13 protein-coding genes are annotated in these 21,025 nt (G+C 37.2%); 5 read left to right on the top strand and 8 right to left on the bottom strand.

Features of this window, described 5'->3' with window-relative positions; translation table 11 throughout:
* The first annotated feature begins 918 nt into the window (after nucleotides 1-918).
* Entirely contained in the window at nucleotides 919-3,672 is a 2,754-nt protein-coding gene (locus tag ACFIMU_RS06825) for an autotransporter outer membrane beta-barrel domain-containing protein (protein ID WP_375696927.1), read from the top strand.
* Nucleotides 3,673-4,896: 1,224 nt separating this feature from the next.
* Here the strand turns inward: ACFIMU_RS06825 and ACFIMU_RS06830 are convergent.
* From ACFIMU_RS06830 to ACFIMU_RS06840, 3 genes are all read right to left on the bottom strand, one after another.
* A complete protein-coding gene (locus ACFIMU_RS06830) occupies nucleotides 4,897-6,159 on the bottom strand; it encodes an acetyl-CoA carboxylase biotin carboxylase subunit family protein (protein WP_375696928.1) in 1,263 nt (420 codons plus the stop codon).
* Nucleotides 6,156-7,103 carry a DMT family transporter gene (locus tag ACFIMU_RS06835; protein ID WP_375696929.1) on the bottom strand — a complete coding sequence of 316 codons (948 nt, stop codon included), beginning with the start codon at nucleotides 7,101-7,103 and terminating at the stop codon, nucleotides 6,156-6,158. Before ACFIMU_RS06835 ends, ACFIMU_RS06830 begins: the two co-directional genes overlap by 4 nt.
* A gap of 130 nt (nucleotides 7,104-7,233) precedes the next feature.
* Complete coding sequence (locus tag ACFIMU_RS06840) at nucleotides 7,234-7,857, bottom strand: DUF6421 family protein (protein ID WP_375696930.1); 624 nt, start codon at nucleotides 7,855-7,857, stop codon at nucleotides 7,234-7,236.
* A gap of 32 nt (nucleotides 7,858-7,889) precedes the next feature.
* Between ACFIMU_RS06840 and ACFIMU_RS06845 the strand changes: the two genes are divergently transcribed.
* Nucleotides 7,890-8,093, top strand: coding sequence for a hypothetical protein (locus ACFIMU_RS06845; RefSeq protein ID WP_375609460.1), 204 nt, complete (start codon nucleotides 7,890-7,892; stop codon nucleotides 8,091-8,093).
* Here the strand turns inward: ACFIMU_RS06845 and ACFIMU_RS06850 are convergent.
* Nucleotides 8,087-8,242 carry a hypothetical protein gene (locus ACFIMU_RS06850; RefSeq protein WP_375608388.1) on the bottom strand — a complete coding sequence of 52 codons (156 nt, stop codon included), beginning with the start codon at nucleotides 8,240-8,242 and terminating at the stop codon, nucleotides 8,087-8,089. The two genes, ACFIMU_RS06845 and ACFIMU_RS06850, sit on opposite strands and share 7 nt — an antisense overlap.
* A gap of 1,266 nt (nucleotides 8,243-9,508) precedes the next feature.
* Between ACFIMU_RS06850 and ACFIMU_RS06855 the strand changes: the two genes are divergently transcribed.
* Nucleotides 9,509-10,291, top strand: coding sequence for an ATP12 family chaperone protein (locus ACFIMU_RS06855; RefSeq protein WP_375696931.1), 783 nt, complete (start codon nucleotides 9,509-9,511; stop codon nucleotides 10,289-10,291).
* 375 nt (nucleotides 10,292-10,666) lie between these two features.
* On the opposite strand, the gene ACFIMU_RS06860 is transcribed toward ACFIMU_RS06855, so the two are convergent.
* From ACFIMU_RS06860 to uvrA, 4 genes are all read right to left on the bottom strand, one after another.
* Nucleotides 10,667-11,212 (bottom strand): hypothetical protein, encoded by a 546-nt coding sequence (locus tag ACFIMU_RS06860; RefSeq protein WP_375606673.1) that lies wholly within the window; start codon nucleotides 11,210-11,212, stop codon nucleotides 10,667-10,669.
* A gap of 156 nt (nucleotides 11,213-11,368) precedes the next feature.
* Nucleotides 11,369-12,778 (bottom strand): type I glutamate--ammonia ligase, encoded by a 1,410-nt coding sequence (glnA, locus tag ACFIMU_RS06865; protein ID WP_375606672.1) that lies wholly within the window; start codon nucleotides 12,776-12,778, stop codon nucleotides 11,369-11,371.
* Between the two features lie 59 nt (nucleotides 12,779-12,837).
* On the bottom strand, nucleotides 12,838-13,176 hold the full coding sequence (locus ACFIMU_RS06870) for a P-II family nitrogen regulator (protein ID WP_375606671.1): 339 nt from the start codon (nucleotides 13,174-13,176) through the stop codon (nucleotides 12,838-12,840).
* 1,051 nt (nucleotides 13,177-14,227) lie between these two features.
* The gene (uvrA, locus tag ACFIMU_RS06875) at nucleotides 14,228-17,143 is read right to left on the bottom strand and encodes an excinuclease ABC subunit UvrA (protein ID WP_375606670.1); all 2,916 of its coding nucleotides are present in this window, start codon (nucleotides 17,141-17,143) and stop codon (nucleotides 14,228-14,230) included.
* A 330-nt stretch (nucleotides 17,144-17,473) separates the two neighbouring features.
* On the opposite strand from uvrA, the gene ssb reads away from it, so the two are divergent.
* Both ssb and gyrA read left to right on the top strand, forming a co-directional pair.
* Entirely contained in the window at nucleotides 17,474-17,980 is a 507-nt protein-coding gene (gene ssb, locus ACFIMU_RS06880; protein ID WP_375606669.1) for a single-stranded DNA-binding protein, read from the top strand.
* A gap of 241 nt (nucleotides 17,981-18,221) precedes the next feature.
* The gene (gyrA, locus tag ACFIMU_RS06885; RefSeq protein WP_375608384.1) at nucleotides 18,222-21,005 is read left to right on the top strand and encodes a DNA gyrase subunit A; all 2,784 of its coding nucleotides are present in this window, start codon (nucleotides 18,222-18,224) and stop codon (nucleotides 21,003-21,005) included.
* The last annotated feature ends 20 nt before the right edge of the window (nucleotides 21,006-21,025 follow it).

The raw sequence follows: 21,025 nt of genomic DNA on the forward strand, positions 1-21,025 counted from the left end.
TATATTCATTAGAAACTAGCTTAGCAATGTATTATTTTCAGATGATAATAATATTGGGGGATGGTTAGCATTTTTAGAGAAGGTTATTCAATATAAAAAATGGCAAAGAATAGCTTTGCTAAAATATCCTCTTTAACGATAATAAATAGATTATTTTTATAGAAATGAGTTTGATGAAATATTTTATTTTGATGTTTTTTAATTTCAGGAAAGTGAGTGTTTTATTGTATTTTAAATTTTATCAGAAGATATTAAAGCGTTATGCAAGTAATTTTGATGTAAATATCTTTTCATTTTATGGTCTATTTCGAGATGATATCTTTTAGAGTGGTTTATTGATGAATTGAAAACATTGATGATAGGAACTTACGAGAAAATTTATTCAATTTTTTCACTAGGTAGTTTACAGCTTTTATATAGAATTAGATACCTACATTAACTTATACGCTAGTGAGCATTTCCTTAGGTTTTTGTTGTAGAAGAAATGGTGCAATTATAACTTTTGTATAGTTTATTTCATAGTGTTGTGTTTTTATTAAGACATTTTGAGTTTTTAAATCTTAACAATTATTCTCATTTTATTGTATTTTTATTTTTGGGTAGTGAAAGAAATTTAAGATTATATCTCTCCAAAGTTTGCCTTTCTTCAAGTTTTTTTGAGATTATTTTTCCGACACTTTGTGTTGCCATTCTCAGCAATTGGGGGATTAGTTCTTTAAGAGAGCGTAATCCTAAATGGTATTATTAAGTTTTTTGTTCTTTCTTTACATAAAATACAAAACATATTATGAAATGCTGTCATTTATCAGTAAAATAGTAAAATAACTTTGTTTATTTTATTCTTATCGTATTTAATGTATGGTTTATTTTTTACCGGCATTTTTTGTGTTTGTTGAGAAAAAGAAAGTTTTGAAAATAATGATAAGCAAGGTATCTAAAAATCGCTTATATTCGTGTGTTTTTACGGCAGCTATTTTTTCTTTTTTGTTAAACACAAATATTGAGGCACATTCTCGTTCATTTGTATTACTGTCATGTGATGAAAACAAATTACCTTATGAATGCAGAGATGGTGCAAAGCATACAATTAGTGATAAAATATATAAGTTCACTGCACCTGTTAAAGAAAAGAATGGGGAAGGTAGTTCTCTCATATTGCCTGCTGCTATAGTAGTACAGGAGCCTAATACAGTTATTCAGGCAATGCGTGTAGAGGTTGAAGGAATTTCAGGTATAGAAGATATTTATGGTGCTGTTGTATCACGAGGGGGAAGAATTGTTTTAAGCGATTCAGCTTTTAAAAATGTATCAGTAGGTCTTAAAGCTGATAGTGGAATAATTGAGGTCAATCGTGGAACAATTGAAGCTTCTCATATAGCTGCTTATGCAGAGAAGCAAGAAGCAGCTGTTAGGTTAACGAATACAAAAATTAAAGTAGAAGGTCAGGGTATTGGTCGAGAGAGTGCTCTTTTCGTTGGTGCTGATGCGGGCATTCAGATGACGGGTGGATTTATTGATGTAAATGATGCCGCTGCACTTTATGTGGGTATAAGGGGAAATGCAACTTTAGATGATGTTACCATTACTTCAAAACGTCAAAAAACAGAAGATAAAGAAAATACAAATGAAAAAATTGCGTATACAGTTTTCAATGTAGACCAGCGTGGTTCTGTTTATTTGAAGAAGACTAATATTGTTTCTACAAATGTTCATGTTTTAATGGTTGGACAAGATTCTAAGGCACAATCCAATGTTGGCTGGAATGAAAATATTTTAATTTCGCGGGTTAATATTGAAGATTCAACAATTAAGGCAATCGGTAACAAACATGGTATGCATTTTGAGATGGGGGGAGGGAACAATGCGTACGAACAAGGACTAGTCTTTTTGAAAAGGACGGTTTTTGAGGTTGCAGATGGAACAGCTATTCATAGTCATAACAGTCGTAGTTATATTGCAGTAACAGAAGGCACAAAAATTTTGGGTGACTTATTATTAACAGCTGAAAAGGGGGGGGCTGTAGCGATTTTGGCTGATTCTTCTTCATTGATAGGAGGAACTCGTGTTGCTGATGGTTCTATTGCTGAGCTTTATTTAACAGGAGGATCAAAATGGTTCGTAACAAAAAGAAGGGCGATAGATTCACATATTGCAAACCGTACAAGTTCATTTATTTCATTTGTAAAACTTTCTGATAGTTTGATTGCTTTTGAAACGCCAATGTTTCAGGAGTATCAGACACTTTATATTGGGAAGGGAGAGAAAGAAGTTTATAGTGCGCAAGATAGTGCAGATATTTATCTCAATACACATCTCAGTCGTGATGGTTTGCTTGATAATAAACAGACTGACCGACTTTTGATACATGGTGATGTTTCTGGGAAAACCACAGTTTATGTGCAATTTGTTCCAGGAAATCAGGGGGAGATAGCAACCGGTGAAAAGGCTCATAGTATTTCACTTATTCAGGTTTCTGGAAAAGCGGCAGAAGATTCTTTTCAGTTAGATCGTGCTTATATTGCATTAGAGGGTTTGCCTTACCAATATTATCTTCATGCTTATGGTCCGAATTCTTCTCTTGGAAATGCACAAACTTCTCAAAGATTGGTTGAAGGAGATGGAGACTTTTGGGATTTCCGCCTTGAAAGTAAATATATTCAGCCTGTTTTAGAGGTGTCTGCTATTCCCCCTTCTGAGTTAAAGGTCAGAGAGGTTGTTCCACAAGTTCCGACCTATCTTTTGTTACCAAATGCTTTGTTTCATGTTGGACTCATGGATATTCGTCATCAACAAAAACAGTTGCAAGCTACGCGGTCTATTTCTCGTAAATTGTTAAAAAACGAAGAGAATTTTGCTTTATCTATTCACAGTTATGGTGGGCGTTATCGTTATGTCTCAGATCTTTCTACACTTAAATATGGGTACGATGGTCATGTTGATTATAACGCTATAAAAACAGATATTTTGCTCAAAACAATAGAAAGCGCATATAGTACGACATTTTTTGGGATTATGGGAACCTATGGAAAGCTTTCCTTACAACCTCGTAACGTGGAACGAAGCCAAAAGAGTACGTTTAATAAATGGTCATTTACGGCATACGCTAGTGTGGAAAACAACACTGGTTTTTATGTAGATGGTCTTTTATCTTATGGTTTGTTTAAAGGGGATGTGCTTACCCATGCTTGGGGTAAGACGGCGACATTAAAAGCAAGTCCTTTGAACGTTTCGTTTTCTGCTGGTAAAGTGTTTATGACAGGATATGAAGATCTTATTTTTGATCCGCAACTTCAGCTTATTTATCAACATCTTCAATTTAATAAGTTTCGTGATATTGATGGATTTGATGTTGAGATGAAAAAAATAGGTCAATGGTTGGTGCGTATCGGTGGGCGTTTAAATAAAACATTTTCAGCATTTGAAAAGGATCGTATCACTTCTTTTTATGGCAATATTCATCTTACTCATTGTTTTGATAAAGAAAAATTTGTTCATTTTAAAGATGTTTTCCAGTTGAGTTCTTTTGGTTCTTCCTTAGAGGTTGGCTTGGGTGTCAATTCACAGTTTTCTTCTAAAGTTACACTTTACAGTGATCTTGGCTATCAGCATACGTTAACAAAGGCGGGTTTTTCTGGAGTTCGTTTTTCTGGTGGATTGCGCTATCATTTTTAATCACTCTTTTTAAAAATAATAAATGTGATTTTCAAAATCTTGTTCTGTTGTCGAGAACTAAAACCATTGTTTGTGCAGAATTTTTTAACAATAGTCCCATGTGCTTTAATAAATATGAAAGTATCACGTTGATTTATTTTTATTGAGTATAGCATTTCTTAAATGCTTTTAAAAAATTGGTCTATTAGATTCTAAATTTTTTTGTCTTGTTTTGGCTATAAATATTTGGGATACCTTCGTTATCATCTTTTTAAAAGAACAGCATTGTTATCTTATTATGCCATAAAACACCGTTGTGTAAGGTATGCTGATATCAGGCATGAAAAAAGGCAGGGGAATATTGTTTGTGCTGATTGAGAGCCTTTGCTTTTAAGGATATGTGAAGGGAAAGAATGCACAACTCTATAGTTTCATGGATAATGGGCATTTTTCTACTTTTAAATTTTGCAAAAAGCGTTTTTGAAGCTTTAGAATCGAGTGCATTATTGTAAGTGGGGAATAAGAAAAGTGGTAAAGTGTGCTTCCTTTCACCATAAGATTCACTATCTTTAATTTTAAAATCAAGATAAATCCTTTGAAGAAATTGTTAGAATTGTTGCTGAATAGATGAACAAGGCCGTTGTTTTGTTTGTTAAATAGAGATGAAATATAACTTTTAAATCGGAGTGAAAGTGGTAAGATTTTCTTCTTTCTTTAAGGCGTGGGGAGAAGAGATTGATCATATCGAAAAAGTCGATGACAAGTTTTCTTTATGGTTTGAAATATGGAGATATTGAAGAGAGTCTATTAAAATGGGGTGTAAAAGTAGATCATCGCTTCCTCAATCATTAGGTTTTGAAAAGGGTAAGAGAAATATCTTTATCGGCTTATTGATAAATATGGTATTTCCAGTGGGTGCAGTTTTACGCGCTTGTTTTAAAGAGAGTTCTCTCAACGTTCCAAAAGTCCTTTCGCGACGGCATTTTTGAATGGTCTAACGGTAAATCCATTGAGCCTCCCATCTTTACGCTTATGAAGTAACAAGCTGGCACCATCACACACTTTGCCAGCTTCCAATGTTTTTTGCTACAGCTCTTGTCGTAAGATGATGCATAAGAGGCATTTTTACTTCTTTTGTAACGTGTAAGAAAATTTTTTTGACTGATTTAATATAAACAGGGTTGGGATGAGAGAGTTCTTCAATATTGGGAACGCTCATTCAACATACAAAAAAATAAATTGTTTTTATAAGTCAGTATTTTGCCATATGATGCTTAAAGTATCATCAAGCCATTTATGGTAATTGCGTGCTTCTTCGTTTGAGGCATGAACAGAGAAAATAAAACCAGGATATCCACCAAATGCTGGTGGCGGTGGTGAAATATGATCCGTTTCAAAGAAAATGATAGTTCTGCTAGTTTGTGGATGTTGTACGACCTTATCGAGACCTAAAAATCCAGAGAAGCGTCCATACCCATGAAGAGGAATAATATAATTTGCAGCCACTTTTTTAGCTGGGAGGACATCAGGAAGATCTAAATTTTGTTCAGCTAAAGCCGCTTTCATACAGAGTTTTGCAAATGAAATTCCTGTACCTTGTTCTACAATAAAATGGGAGACACCTGACCCACCTATACGAGCGCCGATCTCAATGATATAAGGTAAATTATTAGCATCTAGGCGTAGCTCTACATGGGCAGCCCCCATATTTATACCAAGAGCTTTGACTCCAGAGCATGCAGCCTCACATAAAGCAATAATTAAAGGATCATCTATATCACAGCGTTGACGATAAATTGTTTCTTCAAACCATGGTCCTTCAGGTTGTCCTTTGTCGCCAACGGCTAAAACATGCACACCTGCTGTATCAACAAAACATTCTACGACAAATTCTTTTCCTGGCAAATATTGTTCTACAATTAAACCTACAGGTTTATTTTTATCATTAAAACGTGCCATATCTTTATGCTGAATATTCCATACAGCTTTGATGAGCTTAGAAAATTCTTCAGGATTTTTAGCTAACATGACGCCTGTACTCGCCCATCCAGAGACGGGTTTAATAACGAGCGGATAGTCTAAGGTTTGTGTTTGTGATAGGTCTTCTGGATTATCTATATACAGAAATTTTGGTGTTCTTAAGCCTGCTTTAGCAAAAGCTTGACGCATGAGATATTTGTTTCTGGTTAATGCTGCTACTTCTGGTTCAATACTTGGAGTGTTGATTTTTTTGGCAGCCAAAGCTGTCCATAGAATGGCTTCTTCGCGAAGGGTCATAACCCCAGCAATATTGCGTTCTTTTACGCCTACTGCAAAAGCGTCTAGAGCTGCCTCTGGCTTATCAAAAACAGGAAGTTGCCAAGTTTCACTGACTGCTGCGGGGTGTTGAATAGGAGCGCTTTCAGCGGTATCATAGATCATTACTAATTCGATATTAGCTGCTTGTGCTGCTTCAAATATAAACGGGAGCTTTGTATTGCGCTGGCAAACTAACGCGAGTTTTTTCATTTTGTTTCCTTATTAAATTTGGAATTTGTGGCACGACATTTTTGTTGCCATCCAGATACCTTTGATGCATCTATAAATAAGAATGTCATTCCTATAACAGCCATCATCATAGCAATTATTTTGATAATGTTGAGAGAAGGGCTCGAGCCGATTATCCATTCACATGTAACCACTGCAAAAGGGGATAATACGCCAATAGTGTTGGCGTATAATACACCTCCCTCAGCTAAAACTTTTTGGTACAAAACGTAAACTGGTGCCGAGCAAATAGTTCCTAAAATCAATATCTTAAATACATCTTCTAACTTAAGATATAAGAGTGGGGCAGGATCAAAAATGAATAATGGCATAAATGATGCGGCAGAAATTGTTGTAATCCAAGCCAGTGAGGTGAGCAAAGGTAAATGTTTAAGATAACGTTTAGACAATAAGCCATAAGCAGAGTAAGAAAGTGCTGCTGTTAAGGCAAGACCTACTCCTATCAGGTTATAATATCCACCTTCTCCACTGTTTATATTGAATGCTACAGCTGCTACACTGACAATTATCACTCCACTAAGCTTCAGCCATGAGAATTTAAGGACATTTGTCAATGCACCTAATATATAAGTAATCCCTGGAATAGTAGCAAGCACCATGGTTAAATCACTAGCTTTGAGTGATTTTAATGCACCAAAACTGCATACAAAATACAGCGAGAATCCTAACACTGAGAGAATAAAAAAAGCAGGTATCATGGAAAGCAATGGTAGGGATCTGAAAACGGCTTTCTCACGAAATAGTGCAATTAACCATAAGGCGGCAGCGGTGGCAAACAACCTAAGTCCAACCGCATGCATGACGGGTATATTGCTAACCAAATTCTTAGATAATAACCAACTTATGGAAAACAATGCTAGAATAGCAAAGGTAAATAGGAATAACCGTCCTTTTAAGAAACTCAATGATTTAATCCCCCAATAATGTACTGTGCATAAGATGATGTTGAAAAGTTAAATCGTGACTTTGAGGTCTGTGGTTTTCCAAGATTATCTTGGATATAATCCTTAGCTCCTGCCAAATAAGCATCATCATCTAATGCTTCAAGTGCTTTATAGCTGCAATCATCAATGCTATTACTTGTTTGAGATGCTCCAAATTAAAGATACCTCCTTGATCCGTTTCAATCAATGCTTTATTCTGCATCAATATTTCAAAAAGCAAGACCCCTATACCAGCATCGAATGTCATATGCTGATCAGAATCTTTTGGATAACGAAATATGCGTTCTAAGAGGATAAATTCAGTTATTTCTTTCCAAAACTTTGAACAGTCTTCTAGCATAATACGCACTGTAACTAAGTTAACTTTAATTTCTTCTAGAAGATCTGTAAACCAATTTAATTTTATATACAGATTCTTATTTAATGGTTGCGGTCCAGTATGATGTGCATAGTCATGATAATACCCCCATAAACAGTGAACATCGTAAATGTCTTCTTTAGATAAGTTACGACTATGCAATTGACTGAACAGGAATTTACTATCTCGACCGAGTAAATTTTCAGCTTTCACAATTGTTTGCTTGTTGTAAATATCAAAGAGTTTGCTGAACAAACAAAGCAAATGCTTGTTTGTCAATTTTTTTAGCAGTTGCACAGATTTTGGGAATAAAACAATGTAATTGCCTTCTAAAAAACCTTTTGATGCTCTTCCCATTTTTATACATTGAAAAGGTGATACATAATCCTTTGTATATTTTGAGGCGTCGGCAAGATAGTCCGTTTCATGACGATATCCTGTCTAATTCCAGTCGGAATCCTTCTGGATCGGGACCATTTGTTGCACGCATTGGAGCCAAGAAAAATAGGGGAGCATCTGGTAATGGCGCTTTGAAAGCAGTCAAGGTGTTATCAAGTTTAGGAGGGGTAGTTAAACCGCTGAGCATTCACTGATGAAGATCATCAGAAGTGGTCACCAAAAGTTCCGGAGATAATCCGTCAATTATATCTGCATGATGATTGAGTAGAGTGATCAATTCATTAATCATATTACTATCTGCCGAAGTTGGTTCCTTAATGCTCCCATCTCGTTCTTGACGCATACGGAATTTGTCAACCAAGTTAACAATAGAAAGAGGAGCTTCAGATTGTTTTATAATGAGCTGACTTTAGCGAATGGAGCAAGAAAGCCATTGGCACTTGTCCAAAATTTTTCATAATATTCAGCTTATAACGGTTTGCTGCAACCGATGTTGTGATACTAGCATCGGCTTTTTCAGCCTTACAAAGAACGGCTGCATCAGCATTGCTGTTGGCAAATACTTTGTCATATTGATGAGCTACCAGAGATTGCGGAGTAGGACGAGTCGCTACGATTTTAATTTCATCAGCCTTATTTATTGTGTTTAGCTAAAACCATAGAATGGGTAGGCATGAAAAGCTATTAAATAATTGCATGTCACCTAAACGGGTGAATATAAATGTATGCAAGTCGGGGTAAGCTGCACAGCTTAGGAGATAACCATCCTTTTTCTGAGCGAGTTCATCAAAGGCTTCTTCAAGAGTTGCATATAAGATAATACGCGATTCTGAATCAGAGGAAAAAATATTTTGATTATGATTGTCAAGCCACTATTAAGCCACAGTTGCACAGTTAGTTTCTGCAGGGCCAAGTGTATTAAAGTATTATTTTCAGGTTTCACGACCTCTACACTCTATAATTATACAATTAAATTTAAGCTAGTGCAGTATGTGAAGTATATTAAGAAAAATAAGTTAAATAATTTAGTGCTTTAGAAAACATATGTATAGGTAAAAGAAAATTTACGATTATAATTTTGTCTTGTCATTGCCCTATTGCCATAAAATATCGTTATTTAGGGGAGTTATTAGGGAGAAAAGATTCTATGCAGGGGGTGTTTATTGGATATGTTAGAGAATTATTGGAATGGTGAAGCAAAGGTTGATGATGTGTAAAGCACACTGTTCTTTTGGGGATAATAAGCTTTTTTCTACTTTAAAATTTTGCAAAAAGTATTTTTTAGCTGTTCGTATCGAGTTGTAGGTGGATAACGAACAGAATGTTAAAACACGATTGCTTTTACCATCTCATTCAATATATTTAACTTTTTAATTAAAATAATATTTTTAAAAAATATTCTACAGTTGTAACTGTATTGAATATAGGAAAAGGTATCACCATTGGCTTGTTTGTGAAAGAAAGATGAAATATGATTCTTAAATTAGAGTGAGGTTGGCAAGAATCTTTTTCCTTCTTTGAGGTATGGGAAGGGTGGATTAAATCTTATTAAAATATATAAAACTTAGAAAAAATAGTCTCTTTCTTGAAAAGATCAGAGGTAAACAATATGCGTGAGATTTTGGATCATTTTGATATGCCATTGAATAAAAAGATTTCTGTTCAACAGACTCAAAATCTTTCATGCCAATCACACCCAAAACGATTTTATAAACAAGTGAAAATTGCTTGTGAGGAAAGAGGTTTTACTATCTTATTAGATGAACGTTCTGTTAAAACGCCCGCAAGGCGTCATTTTCATGTGCCAACACAAGTATTTGCTGAATTCGTTGCTCAAGAATTTGAGAGTCAACAGCACGTTGTTGATCCGGTAAAAATGCCGATGACGCGTTTGGTTAACACAGTTATTGATGGTGTCGCTGATGATATGCAGGCTGTGTTTGAAGATTTATTGCGTTTCGTTGCATGTGATATGATCTTTTATCGTGCGCAGACACCTAAAGAGTTGGTGCAAAAACAATCTGAACAATGGGATCCTTTATTAGATTGGGCAGAAGAAAAATTGGGGGCGCGATTTTATTTGACAGAAGGGCTAATGCATGTGGAACAATCACCAGAAGCACTTCAAGCAGTCAGTAATTATTTACGTAGAGTTGAATCTCCTTATATGCTTGCTGCACTTCATATGATGACGACCTTAACAGGGTCTGCTCTCATTGCTCTTGCTGTTGCTGCGGGAAAGATTGATGCTGATCATGCATGGTCTATTGCCCATTTAGATGAAGATTGGATGATGGAACAATGGGGAACGGATAAAGAAACAATAGCACGCCGTGCTCATAAAAAAGTTGAATTTAATGCTGCGGTTACAATTGCTACAGTATGTTTATAAGATTTCTTTATTTCCTTGGGCTTTTTAAAGAAACATCTCTCAAAGAGTACCCAAGCCCATTTCACGGTGACAACCATGAATGGTATAACGATAAAGCCATTGAACACCACCATCTTTACGCTTGTGAAGAAGCAAGCCAGTACCATCATACACTTTACCAGCTCGTAGGTGTTGCGAACAGTCCTTGGTATTTGAGAGGGTTCATAAGAGGCATTTTTAGTTCTTTCTTGTACAGTTTTTACTCATATGCTAGCCCCGTTTTTGACGCGCAAGGAAATGGTCTTTATTGATTCAATATACACAGATTTGAAATGAGAGAATTTTACAATATTTAGCTTTCTAATTCATTTATAAATCAATGTGTTGTTTTTGCTGTTACATTATTTTTGTGATTTTGAGAGGATTGATTTTTACTTTTTCAAGTCCAGGAAATATTTCATTGGTTATGTTTAAGATTGCTTCGTCATTACCACGGATAAAATACCATTCATTATCGTGAAGGAGGGCAATAATTTCAGTTTGAATAGAGCATTTTTTTCCAGCATTTGTTGCGGTTACAAGCTCCACGGGTATAACAAAATAAGGAATGCCATTATCAAGTGTCCCTTCACGTTTTTGTTTTTGATCAATGTTGATTGTTTCAATCTTGTAACTTTCTGCCAACCGTTCTATTTGGCTTTTCATAATTTGTAGAAATTGTGATTGATTAAGATTTTTTTTGGCGGTTAAGCGGTTGATGATTTGGGGAGGAATAGCATTTAAGATGGCATTTGCATCGGCATTTTTAAGTGCTTTACTATAAGCAGATGTTGCTTTCTCAAGAGTTGTAAGCTTTTGGTTGGTTATTGTATGTGCTTTAGTTGTTGATGTGATAAAGACAATGCATAAAAGAACGGGAACGAGAAAACAAATTCGCGGCATTAGAAACCTTTGTTAATTCATTTGAAGAGATTCAACACATTATAAAGGAAAAGCGGATGAGCAAAAAGCCTCTTGCGCTTTTGCATGAGACGAATATCCACAAAAATGGAGGCTTTTGCCTCCATTTTTAAAATCAAAAGAATGCGTATTAATTGTTTAAACAGAATAGTACATATCAAATTCAACAGGATGGGGTGTTGTTTCGTAACGCAAGACTTCTTGCATCTTTACTTGAATGAAGGAATTAATCTGATCATCATCAAAAACGTCGCCAGCTTTAAGAAAGCCACGATCTTTGTCAAGTGCTTCAAGCGCTTCACGCAGGCTTCCTGAAACAGTAGGGATTTCTTTAAGTTCCTTTAAGGGAAGATCATAAAGATCTTTATCCATAGCATGTCCGGGATGAATTTTGTTTTTGATACCGTCAAGACCAGCCATTAAAAGGGCTGCAAATGCCAAATAGGGATTTGCTGTTGGGTCTGGAAAACGAACTTCTACGCGTTTTGAATTTGGTGAGGAGCTCATTGGAATACGGCAAGATGCAGAACGATTACGTGCTGAATAGGCAAGAAGAACAGGAGCTTCATAACCAGGAACCAAACGTTTATAGGAGTTTGTGGATGGGTTGGTAAAAGCATTTATTGCTTTTGCGTGCTTAATAACACCACCGATAAAAAACAGACAGGTTTCTGATAGTCCAGCATATTCATTTCCTGCAAAAATGGGTTTGCCATCTTTCCAAATGGAAATGTGGACATGCATTCCAGAGCCGTTATCACCAAAAACTGGTTTTGGCATGAAGGTTGCTGTTTTCCCATAACTGTTTGCTATTTGATGTACAACATATTTAAAAATTTGCATCTTGTCAGCCTCGCGAACAAGTGTATCAAAACGAATACCCAATTCATGTTGGCCCGCTGCTACTTCGTGATGGTGTTTTTCGACCTGTACACCCATATCTTTGAGTGCTGTGAGCATTTCAGAACGCATATCTTGGCAAGAATCAATTGGCGGAACAGGAAGGTAGCCTCCCTTTATACGTGGGCGATGCCCTAGATTTCCTGTTTCATATTCCGTATCATCATTGGAGGGAAGTTCACTTGAATCGAGTTTAAACCCTGTGTTGTAAGGGTCCGTTTTATAGCGCACATCATCAAAGATAAAAAACTCTGCTTCTGGACCCACATTGATTGTATCTCCAATGTTTAAAGATTTCATATAAACCTCAGCCCTTTTGGCGATAGAACGAGGATCTCTACGATAAAATTCACCAGAGACAGGGTCAAGTACGTCACAAAATATGACCAAAGTAGATTGAGCAAAAAAAGGATCAATATGTGCTGTTGCTGGATCTGGCATTAAAACCATGTCAGATTCATTAATTGTTTTCCAACCAGCAATTGAAGAGCCATCAAACATAACACCATCACTAAAAGTATCCTCGCTGATTTCTGCGATATCCATTGTGATGTGATGCAATTTTCCTCGTGGATCAGTAAAACGTAAATCAACAAAACGGATTTCGTTGTCTGCAATCTGTTTGATAATATCTGATGCGGTTGTCATATTCAATTTCCTTAATGTGGCGTTGAGGTGGATAAAAAGACTAATTTTTTCGTTATCTATTAAAGGGCATCGATCCCAGTTTCGTCAGTCCCTATACGAATGGCATCATCAATGGAAAAGACAAATATTTTTCCATCTCCTATATGTTTAGTTTGGGCTGCTTTACGTATTGCATCAACAGTTTGTTCCAGTTTGTCATCGGACACGACAATTTCAATTTTTACTTTAGGGAGAAAGTCAACAACATATTTCGTCCCACGATAAAGTTCTGTATGTTCCCTTTGACGACCAAAACCTTTCGCTTCTGTTACTGTAATACCATGTAACCCAATTTTTTGAAGCGCTTCTTTCACTTCATCAAGTTTGAAAGGTTTTATAATGGCTTCAATTTTTTTCATGCTGAAATTATCTCCAACGTTATTTTGTCTTTTTAGACTGCATCACATTATATTGACAACTGTAAGATGTCCAACAGATACTTTGTGCACAAAAAGTCGGAAATGATGATACTATATATTCTTGGAGAGGCGCTTCTTTTGTAAAATTAAAGTGAAATATTATTGTTTTGGAAAAAACTTATAATCCTTATAAGCGAATCAAAATAATATCATTAAGAGAGTTTGCTTCCTTTTTGGGGGATAATGCATTGACTTATAAGGATAATTAGACGTTTTCTATATGGCATGAGGAATTCTAATAGCGTAAGATTTTCTCATTTTAGATCGTCTCATCAAAGTTATATCCTTGTATATCAAGAGATATGAGTGTGTGGATAAAAACATTTGAAAAAGGAATATAAATGCTTTTTATGAAAGCTCTCGATAACCAAAGGTTATTACAATATTAGAGATTAGGGGAGAGCGCAAATATTGGAAATGAAGGTGTTAGTTTGCACTTGCTTAAAAGCACAAAGATAGTGGTGTATAATAATTAATTTACCATTCTCAGGTGATGTCGTGAACTGGATTTGGGAGTGTTGAAAAATATTTTTAAAAACAAGCGTGTGAATTGGCAACGCAAATATATTCTATTTGGGGCGTTTTGTTTTTCGTGAGGAGCGAGATCTCATTAAAGAATGCGATAAACAAAAGCGTGAAGCAATGCGCAATCTTCATTCTTTTTAAAATATTGCTGTAGATGTTTTTGAAAATCGTAAAGATGAATTAAAAGGGGAGGGTAAAGATGGAAACTGGTTTATACCCTTAAAACTTCATATCCTTTCAAAATTAGGTTGTCTTCTCGTTTCAGAGATTACACCCAATAGAGCTATGCAATATGTTTGCCGCTATTTGACAATACAAAAACTAAAATAAAACAGCTTATAAAGCGCTAAATTGTTTTTAGTCTTTGCTTCCAACATGTTGCACCACTGGAATTAGGTGTTGGTTTACAGGTAACAATAAAAGTACAGGCTTTGTTCGTATGCTGTATTTTTAAGGGGAAGCATTTTTAAGAATTGGAATTATAGAGGGATGGGCGCAGTAAAACATCTTTTAGAAATTTTCCTGTATAGGAAGCGGGAATTTTAATAATGTCTTCAGGGCGTCCAATTGCAACGATTTCTCCACCGCGATCTCCACCTTCTGGTCCTAAATCAATAATCCAGTCGGCTGTTTTTATAACATCAAGGTTATGTTCAATGACGATGACTGTGTTGCCTTGCTCGACTAGTTCGTGAAGCACTTCAAGAAGTTTGGAAATATCATGAAAATGTAAACCTGTTGTCGGTTCATCCAAAATATAGAGTGTACGTCCCGTTGTTTTACGAGAAAGTTCTTTCGCAAGTTTTACACGTTGTGCTTCCCCACCAGAAAGTGTGGTTGCTTGCTGTCCTACTTTTATGTAACCCAATCCTACTTTAATGAGAGTTTCCATTTTATTATGAATAGCGGGAATAGCTTGGAAAAATTCTTCTGCCTTTTCAATTGTCATATCCAAAATATCGGCTATAGACTGTCCTTTGAATTTTATTTCTAGTGTTTCTCGATTATAGCGTTTTCCTTTACAGACATCGCAAGTAACATAGACATCAGGTAAAAAATGCATTTCAATTTTGATGACTCCATCACCTTGACATGTTTCGCAACGTCCTCCTTTAACATTAAATGAAAAACGCCCAGCTTTGTAACCGCGGGCTTTTGATTCTGGAAGATCGGCAAACCACTCACGAATCGGTGTAAAAGCACCTGTATAGGTTGCGGGATTAGAGCGTGGGGTGCGTCCAATAGGGGACTGGTTGATATCAATGACTTTATCAAGAAATTCTAGTCCTTCAATTTTGTCATAGCTGGCAGGGCTGTGATGAGAGCCCATGATATGATGTGATGCTGCTTTGAAAAGCGTTTCAATAAGAAATGTTGACTTTCCTCCTCCAGAAACACCAGTTATGCATGTGAAGGTTCCAAGAGGGATGTTCGCATTGATATTTTTGAGGTTATTGCCTTTGGCACCGATGATTTTAAGTGTTTTCGATTTTGATATTTTACGCCGTTCTGTTGGCATTCTAACAGCCATTTTTCCTGAAAGGTATTGGCCTGTGAGAGAGGCTGAATTTTCTATAATTTCCTGCGGTGTTCCTTGTGCTACGATTTTTCCACCATGAACGCCCGCGGCCGGCCCCATATCGACAACATAGTCTGCCGTGAGAATAGCATCTTCATCATGTTCAACGACAATAACTGTATTGCCAAGATTGCGCAAATGCTGCAGCATTTCCAAAAGGCGTTCATTATCGCGTTGGTGTAAACCGATAGATGGTTCATCTAAAATATAAAGAACGCCTGTAAGACCAGAACCAATTTGAGATGCTAATCGAATACGTTGGCTTTCTCCCCCTGAAAGCGTTCCTGAATTTCGAGACAAGGTAAGATATTCCAATCCTACATGATTTAAAAAAGCCAAACGTTCACGAATTTCTTTTAAAATACGTACGGCGATATTACGTTGTTTTTCTGTGAGATATTGATGAACATTGGCAAACCAATCATCTGCTTGTGAGATGGAAAGATCTGATATTTGCCCAATATGCATTCCGTTGATTTTTACAGCAAGTGCCTCTGGTTTTAAACGATAACCGTGACAAGCCGGACAGGGCGAAGAAGACATATAACGTTCGATTTCTTCTCGAGACCAAGCAGAATCGGTTTCTTTCCAGCGTCTCTCCATATTAGGGATGATTCCTTCAAAAGGTTGGGTCGTTTTATGCGAACCAGAATTATTTTTATAGATAAAAGAAATTTCATCTCTTTTTGTACCGTAAAGAATAGCCTGTTGTGCTTCATTAGAGAGTTCACACCATTGATCTGTGAGTTTGAAACCGTAAGCTTTTCCTAATGCTTCTAAGGTTTGTTTATAGTAAAGTGAATCTGATTTAGCCCAAGGGGCAATGGCGCCATTCTTGAGGGTAAGATTTTTATTGGGCACAATTTTCAGTGGATCCATTGCTTTTTTTATGCCCAGTCCATCGCAGAGAGGACAGGCGCCAAAAGGATTATTGAACGAAAAAAGGCGTGGTTCAATTTCAGGAATAGAAAAACCCGATACAGGGCAGGAAAACTTTTCTGAAAAAATGAGCCGTTTGTGTGTATCATTTTTTGATTTATGAGCAGATTCCTTTGTCGTTTCTTTTTGTGCTAAGGGTTGGTCTGCCATTTCAGCAATGGCAAGCCCATTTGCTAGCTGTAAACAGGTTTCTATACTATCAGCTAAACGAGAGGTGATATCCTTTTGTACAACAATGCGGTCTACCACGACATCGATGTCGTGTTTATATTTTTTATCAAGAGGTGGAATATCAGCGATTTCATAGAATTTTCCATCAACTTTAGCGCGTTGAAATCCTCTTTTTAAAAGTTCTGTTAGCTCTTTTTTATATTCTCCCTTTCGTCCTCGCACCAAAGGGGCCATAATAAAAATTCGCGTTCCTTCTGGTAAGGACATAATTTGATCCACCATTTGGCTTACTGTCTGGCTTTCAATAGGAAGTCCTGTCACAGGAGAATGAGGAATGCCAATACGGGCAAAGAGAAGACGCATGTAATCGTGGATTTCAGTAACGGTACCTACCGTTGAACGAGGATTGCGACTGGTTGTTTTTTGTTCAATGGAGATAGCGGGAGAGAGACCGTCTATGCGGTCGACATCGGGTTTTTGCATGACTTCCAAAAATTGGCGTGCATAGGCTGAAAGGCTTTCGACATAGCGACGTTGTCCTTCAGCGTAAATTGTATCAAACGCTAAGGATGATTTCCCTGATCCAGAAAGTCCTGTTATAACAATGAGTTTATCACGAGGCAGATCGAGATCAATATTTTTAAGGTTATGCTCACGTGCACCGCGAATGGAGATATATTTTTGATGAGTCATACTTTATCCTTGGCATATGTGGCAAAAATTGAGCACCTAAAATGGAATAAAACTGTTTTTTTAGAATTACAATGTGTTTAACTGCTTTAATGCAAAAGGAAGGTATAAGTTTTGTGAAAAAAATACAAATAAGCAGCTTTTTATTCTCTCGTGGTGGAATAAACTATGCGTTTTTATCATCTTTTGTTATAATTACACTGAATACAATATTGGTAAAGGATAGCAATACCTATATTGATGGTCAATTGCGACATGTAAATTGAAGGTCAAGATGGTTATAACTGTTATAGAACAGAGTATTTTACAAATTAAAATTTTGGAGTTTATGCGATGGCTGGTAGCCTTAATAAAGTTATTTTAATTGGTAATCTTGGTGCGGACCCTGAAATCCGCCGTTTGAATTCTGGTGATCAAGTGGCAAATCTGCGTATTGCTACTTCAGAAAGTTGGCGCGATCGGAATACAAATGAGCGAAAAGAACGCACTGAGTGGCATAGTATTGTTATTTTTAATGAAAACCTTGTCAAAGTTGCAGAGCAATATTTAAAAAAGGGGAGCAAAATTTATATTGAGGGGCAGTTACAGACACGAAAATGGCAAGATCAAAATGGAAATGACCGTTATACGACAGAGGTTGTTTTGCAAAAATACCGTGGTGAATTACAAATGCTTGATGGGCGCGGAGCAGCGGGTGGAGAGCAGGGAGCAAGTCAAGGGGGGAGTTACAGTGGTGACTTTGCTAATAGTAGTTCAAATCAAAGAAATACTTTTGGTCAAAATAATAACCAATTAGGAGAAAGTTTTTCACACAAATTAGATGATGATGTTCCTTTTTAAGAGGCTTTAAAGTTGCAGTATTATGATTGCTTTATGGTTTGTTTGTTTTAGATTTTTGAAGTTTAGCAAAGTGAAAGTTGTTAATTATTATTGGTAATTTAAAATATAAATTAATAACATCTTGAAAAATATTGTTAAATTTCTTTTTTGTTATGGGAGAGAAATTAGCATTTTTGTGTATTTTTCGATATAAACCGATATAAATAAAGTGAAATGATTCTTTTTTGAAAGTTTTTAAATTGTGACCGATCTTACTCCACACCCAGAACGTGATGTGCTGACCGGTATTGAACCAATCAGTATTATTGATGAAATGCAACGCTCCTATCTCGATTATGCGATGAGCGTGATTGTTTCGCGTGCACTCCCTGATGTCCGTGATGGTCTTAAGCCTGTTCATCGACGTATCCTTCATGCTATGAATGAGATGGGGCTTTCTTTCAATAAGTCGTATCGTAAATCTGCTGGTGTTGTTGGTGAGGTTATGGGAAAATTCCATCCTCATGGTGATGCTTCAATTTATGATGCTTTGGTGCGTATGGCGCAGGACTTCTCTTTGAGAAATCCATTGATTGATGGTCAGGGGAATTTTGGTTCCGTTGATGGTGATCCACCTGCAGCTATGCGCTATACTGAGTGTCGTTTAGAAAAAGTTTCAGAAGAACTTTTAGCTGATATTGATAAAGATACTGTTGATTTTCAGGATAATTACGATGGGCGTGAGCGTGAACCGGTTGTCTTGCCAGCACGTTTTCCCAATCTTTTGGTTAATGGGTCAGGGGGAATTGCTGTGGGAATGGCAACCAATATTCCTCCCCATAATCTTGGTGAAGTCGTTGATGGTTGTATTGCTTTGATTGATAATCCTGATATCACACTCGATAAAATAATTGAAATTATTCCTGGTCCGGATTTTCCTACAGGGGGTATTATCCTTGGCCACTCTGGTGTCCGTTCAGCTTATGAAACAGGGCGGGGTTCAATTATTATGCGTGCTAAAGTTGATATTGAAGAAATTCGTAGTGGTCGGCAGGCAATTATTGTGAGTGAGATCCCTTATCAAGTTAATAAGGCCACAATGATTGAGAAAATGGCCGAATTGGTGCGCGATAAACGCATTGAGGGAATCTCTGATTTACGTGACGAATCGGATCGTGATGGATATCGCGTTGTTATTGAGTTGAAAAAAGATGTTGTTGCGGAAGTTGTTTTAAATCAATTATATCGTTATACGCCGCTGCAAACTTCCTTTGGTTGTAATATGGTTGCGTTGAATGGGGGAAAACCCGAACAAATGACGTTGCTTGATATGCTTCGTGCATTTGTTTCTTTTCGGGAAGAAGTTGTCAGTCGGCGAACAAAATATCTTTTGCGTAAAGCGCGTGAGCGGGCCCATGTTTTGGTTGGTCTTGCCCTTGCAGTTGCCAATATTGATGAAATTATAGCGCTTATTCGCAAAGCTCCTGATCCACATACAGCACGTACACAATTAATGGAACGACGTTGGCCAGCGATGGATGTCGCGCCTTTGATTAAACTTATTGATGATCCTCGTCATATTATCCACGAGGATGGTACTTATAATCTCTCTGAAGAACAAGCACGTGCTATTTTAGAATTGCGTTTGCAACGATTGACAGCCCTTGGACGTGATGAAATCGCTGATGAATTGAATAAAATTGGTGTGGATATTGCTGATTATCTTGATATCTTAGCATCGCGCGTACGCATTATGGGTATTGTTAAGGACGAGTTGAGTGCTCTGCGTGAGGAATTTGCAACACCGCGACGTACCGTATTTGGTTTTGGTAGCGCTGAGATGGAGAGTGAAGATCTGATCGCGCCAGAGGATATGGTCGTAACGGTGAGCCATAGTGGCTATATTAAGCGCGTACCTCTTAATACCTATCGTGCGCAACGTCGTGGTGGTAAAGGGCGTTCTGGTATGTCCACGAAGGATGAGGATTTTGTAACACGGTTGTTTGTCGCCAATACGCATACTCCGGTTCTTTTCTTTTCATCACGTGGGATTGTTTATAAGGAGAAAGTTTGGCGTTTACCGCTAGGTACACCGCAATCACGTGGGCGGGCTTTGATCAATATGCTTCCCTTACAACAAGGTGAACGCATTACGACAATTATGCCTTTGCCTGAAGATGAAGCAAGCTGGAGCGCATTGGATGTCATGTTTGCGACAACACGTGGAACTGTGCGTCGTAATAAGTTGTCAGATTTTGTTCAGGTTAACCGTAATGGTAAAATTGCAATGAAACTTGATGAGGAAGATGAAATTCTTTCTGTCGAAACTTGTACAGAACATCACGATGTCGTTCTAACAACAGCGAATGGACAGTGTATCCGTTTTCCAGTTGTTGATGTGCGTGTCTTTGCGGGGCGTAATTCTGTGGGAGTTCGTGGTATCAATTTGGCTAAAGGCGATAAAGTCATTTCAATGACAATTTTAGAGCATGTCGAGGCAACGTCCATTGAACGTTCTGCTTATATTAAACGTGTCATGAATGAGCGGCGTGCTGCTGGTGCAGATGCTGATGTTGAAGATATTGTCATTCTGGATGATGAAGATGGGGGTGTTGAAACAGAGTTAACAGATGAACGTTATGCAGAACTTCATGCACGTGAACAAATGCTTTTAACAGTGAGTGAATTTGGTTATGGTAAACGTTCTTCTTCCTATGAGTTCCGGATTTCGGGGCGTGGTGGAAAAGGGATTCGTGCAACAGATCCATCTAAAACAGCTGAAATTGGTAAATTAGTAGCGGCTTTTCCGGTGAAGGCGCAAGACCAAATTATGTTGGTGTCAGATGGGGGGCAGCTTATTCGTGTCCCTGTTGAGGGAATTCGTACTGCTGGGCGCTCAACTAAGGGAGTCACAATTTTTAATACAGCCAAAGGTGAAAGAGTCGTATCGGTTGAACGTATTTCTGAGCCTGAAGATGATACGAGTTCATTGGATGATGAAGGTGAGAAGCATTCTGATACGATTGATATGAGCGAAGAAAAGTAATTTTTAAGAGGAAGGAGTAA

This window comes from Bartonella sp. AC70YNML (genome assembly GCF_042196545.1).
Classification (GTDB): domain Bacteria; phylum Pseudomonadota; class Alphaproteobacteria; order Rhizobiales; family Rhizobiaceae; genus Bartonella.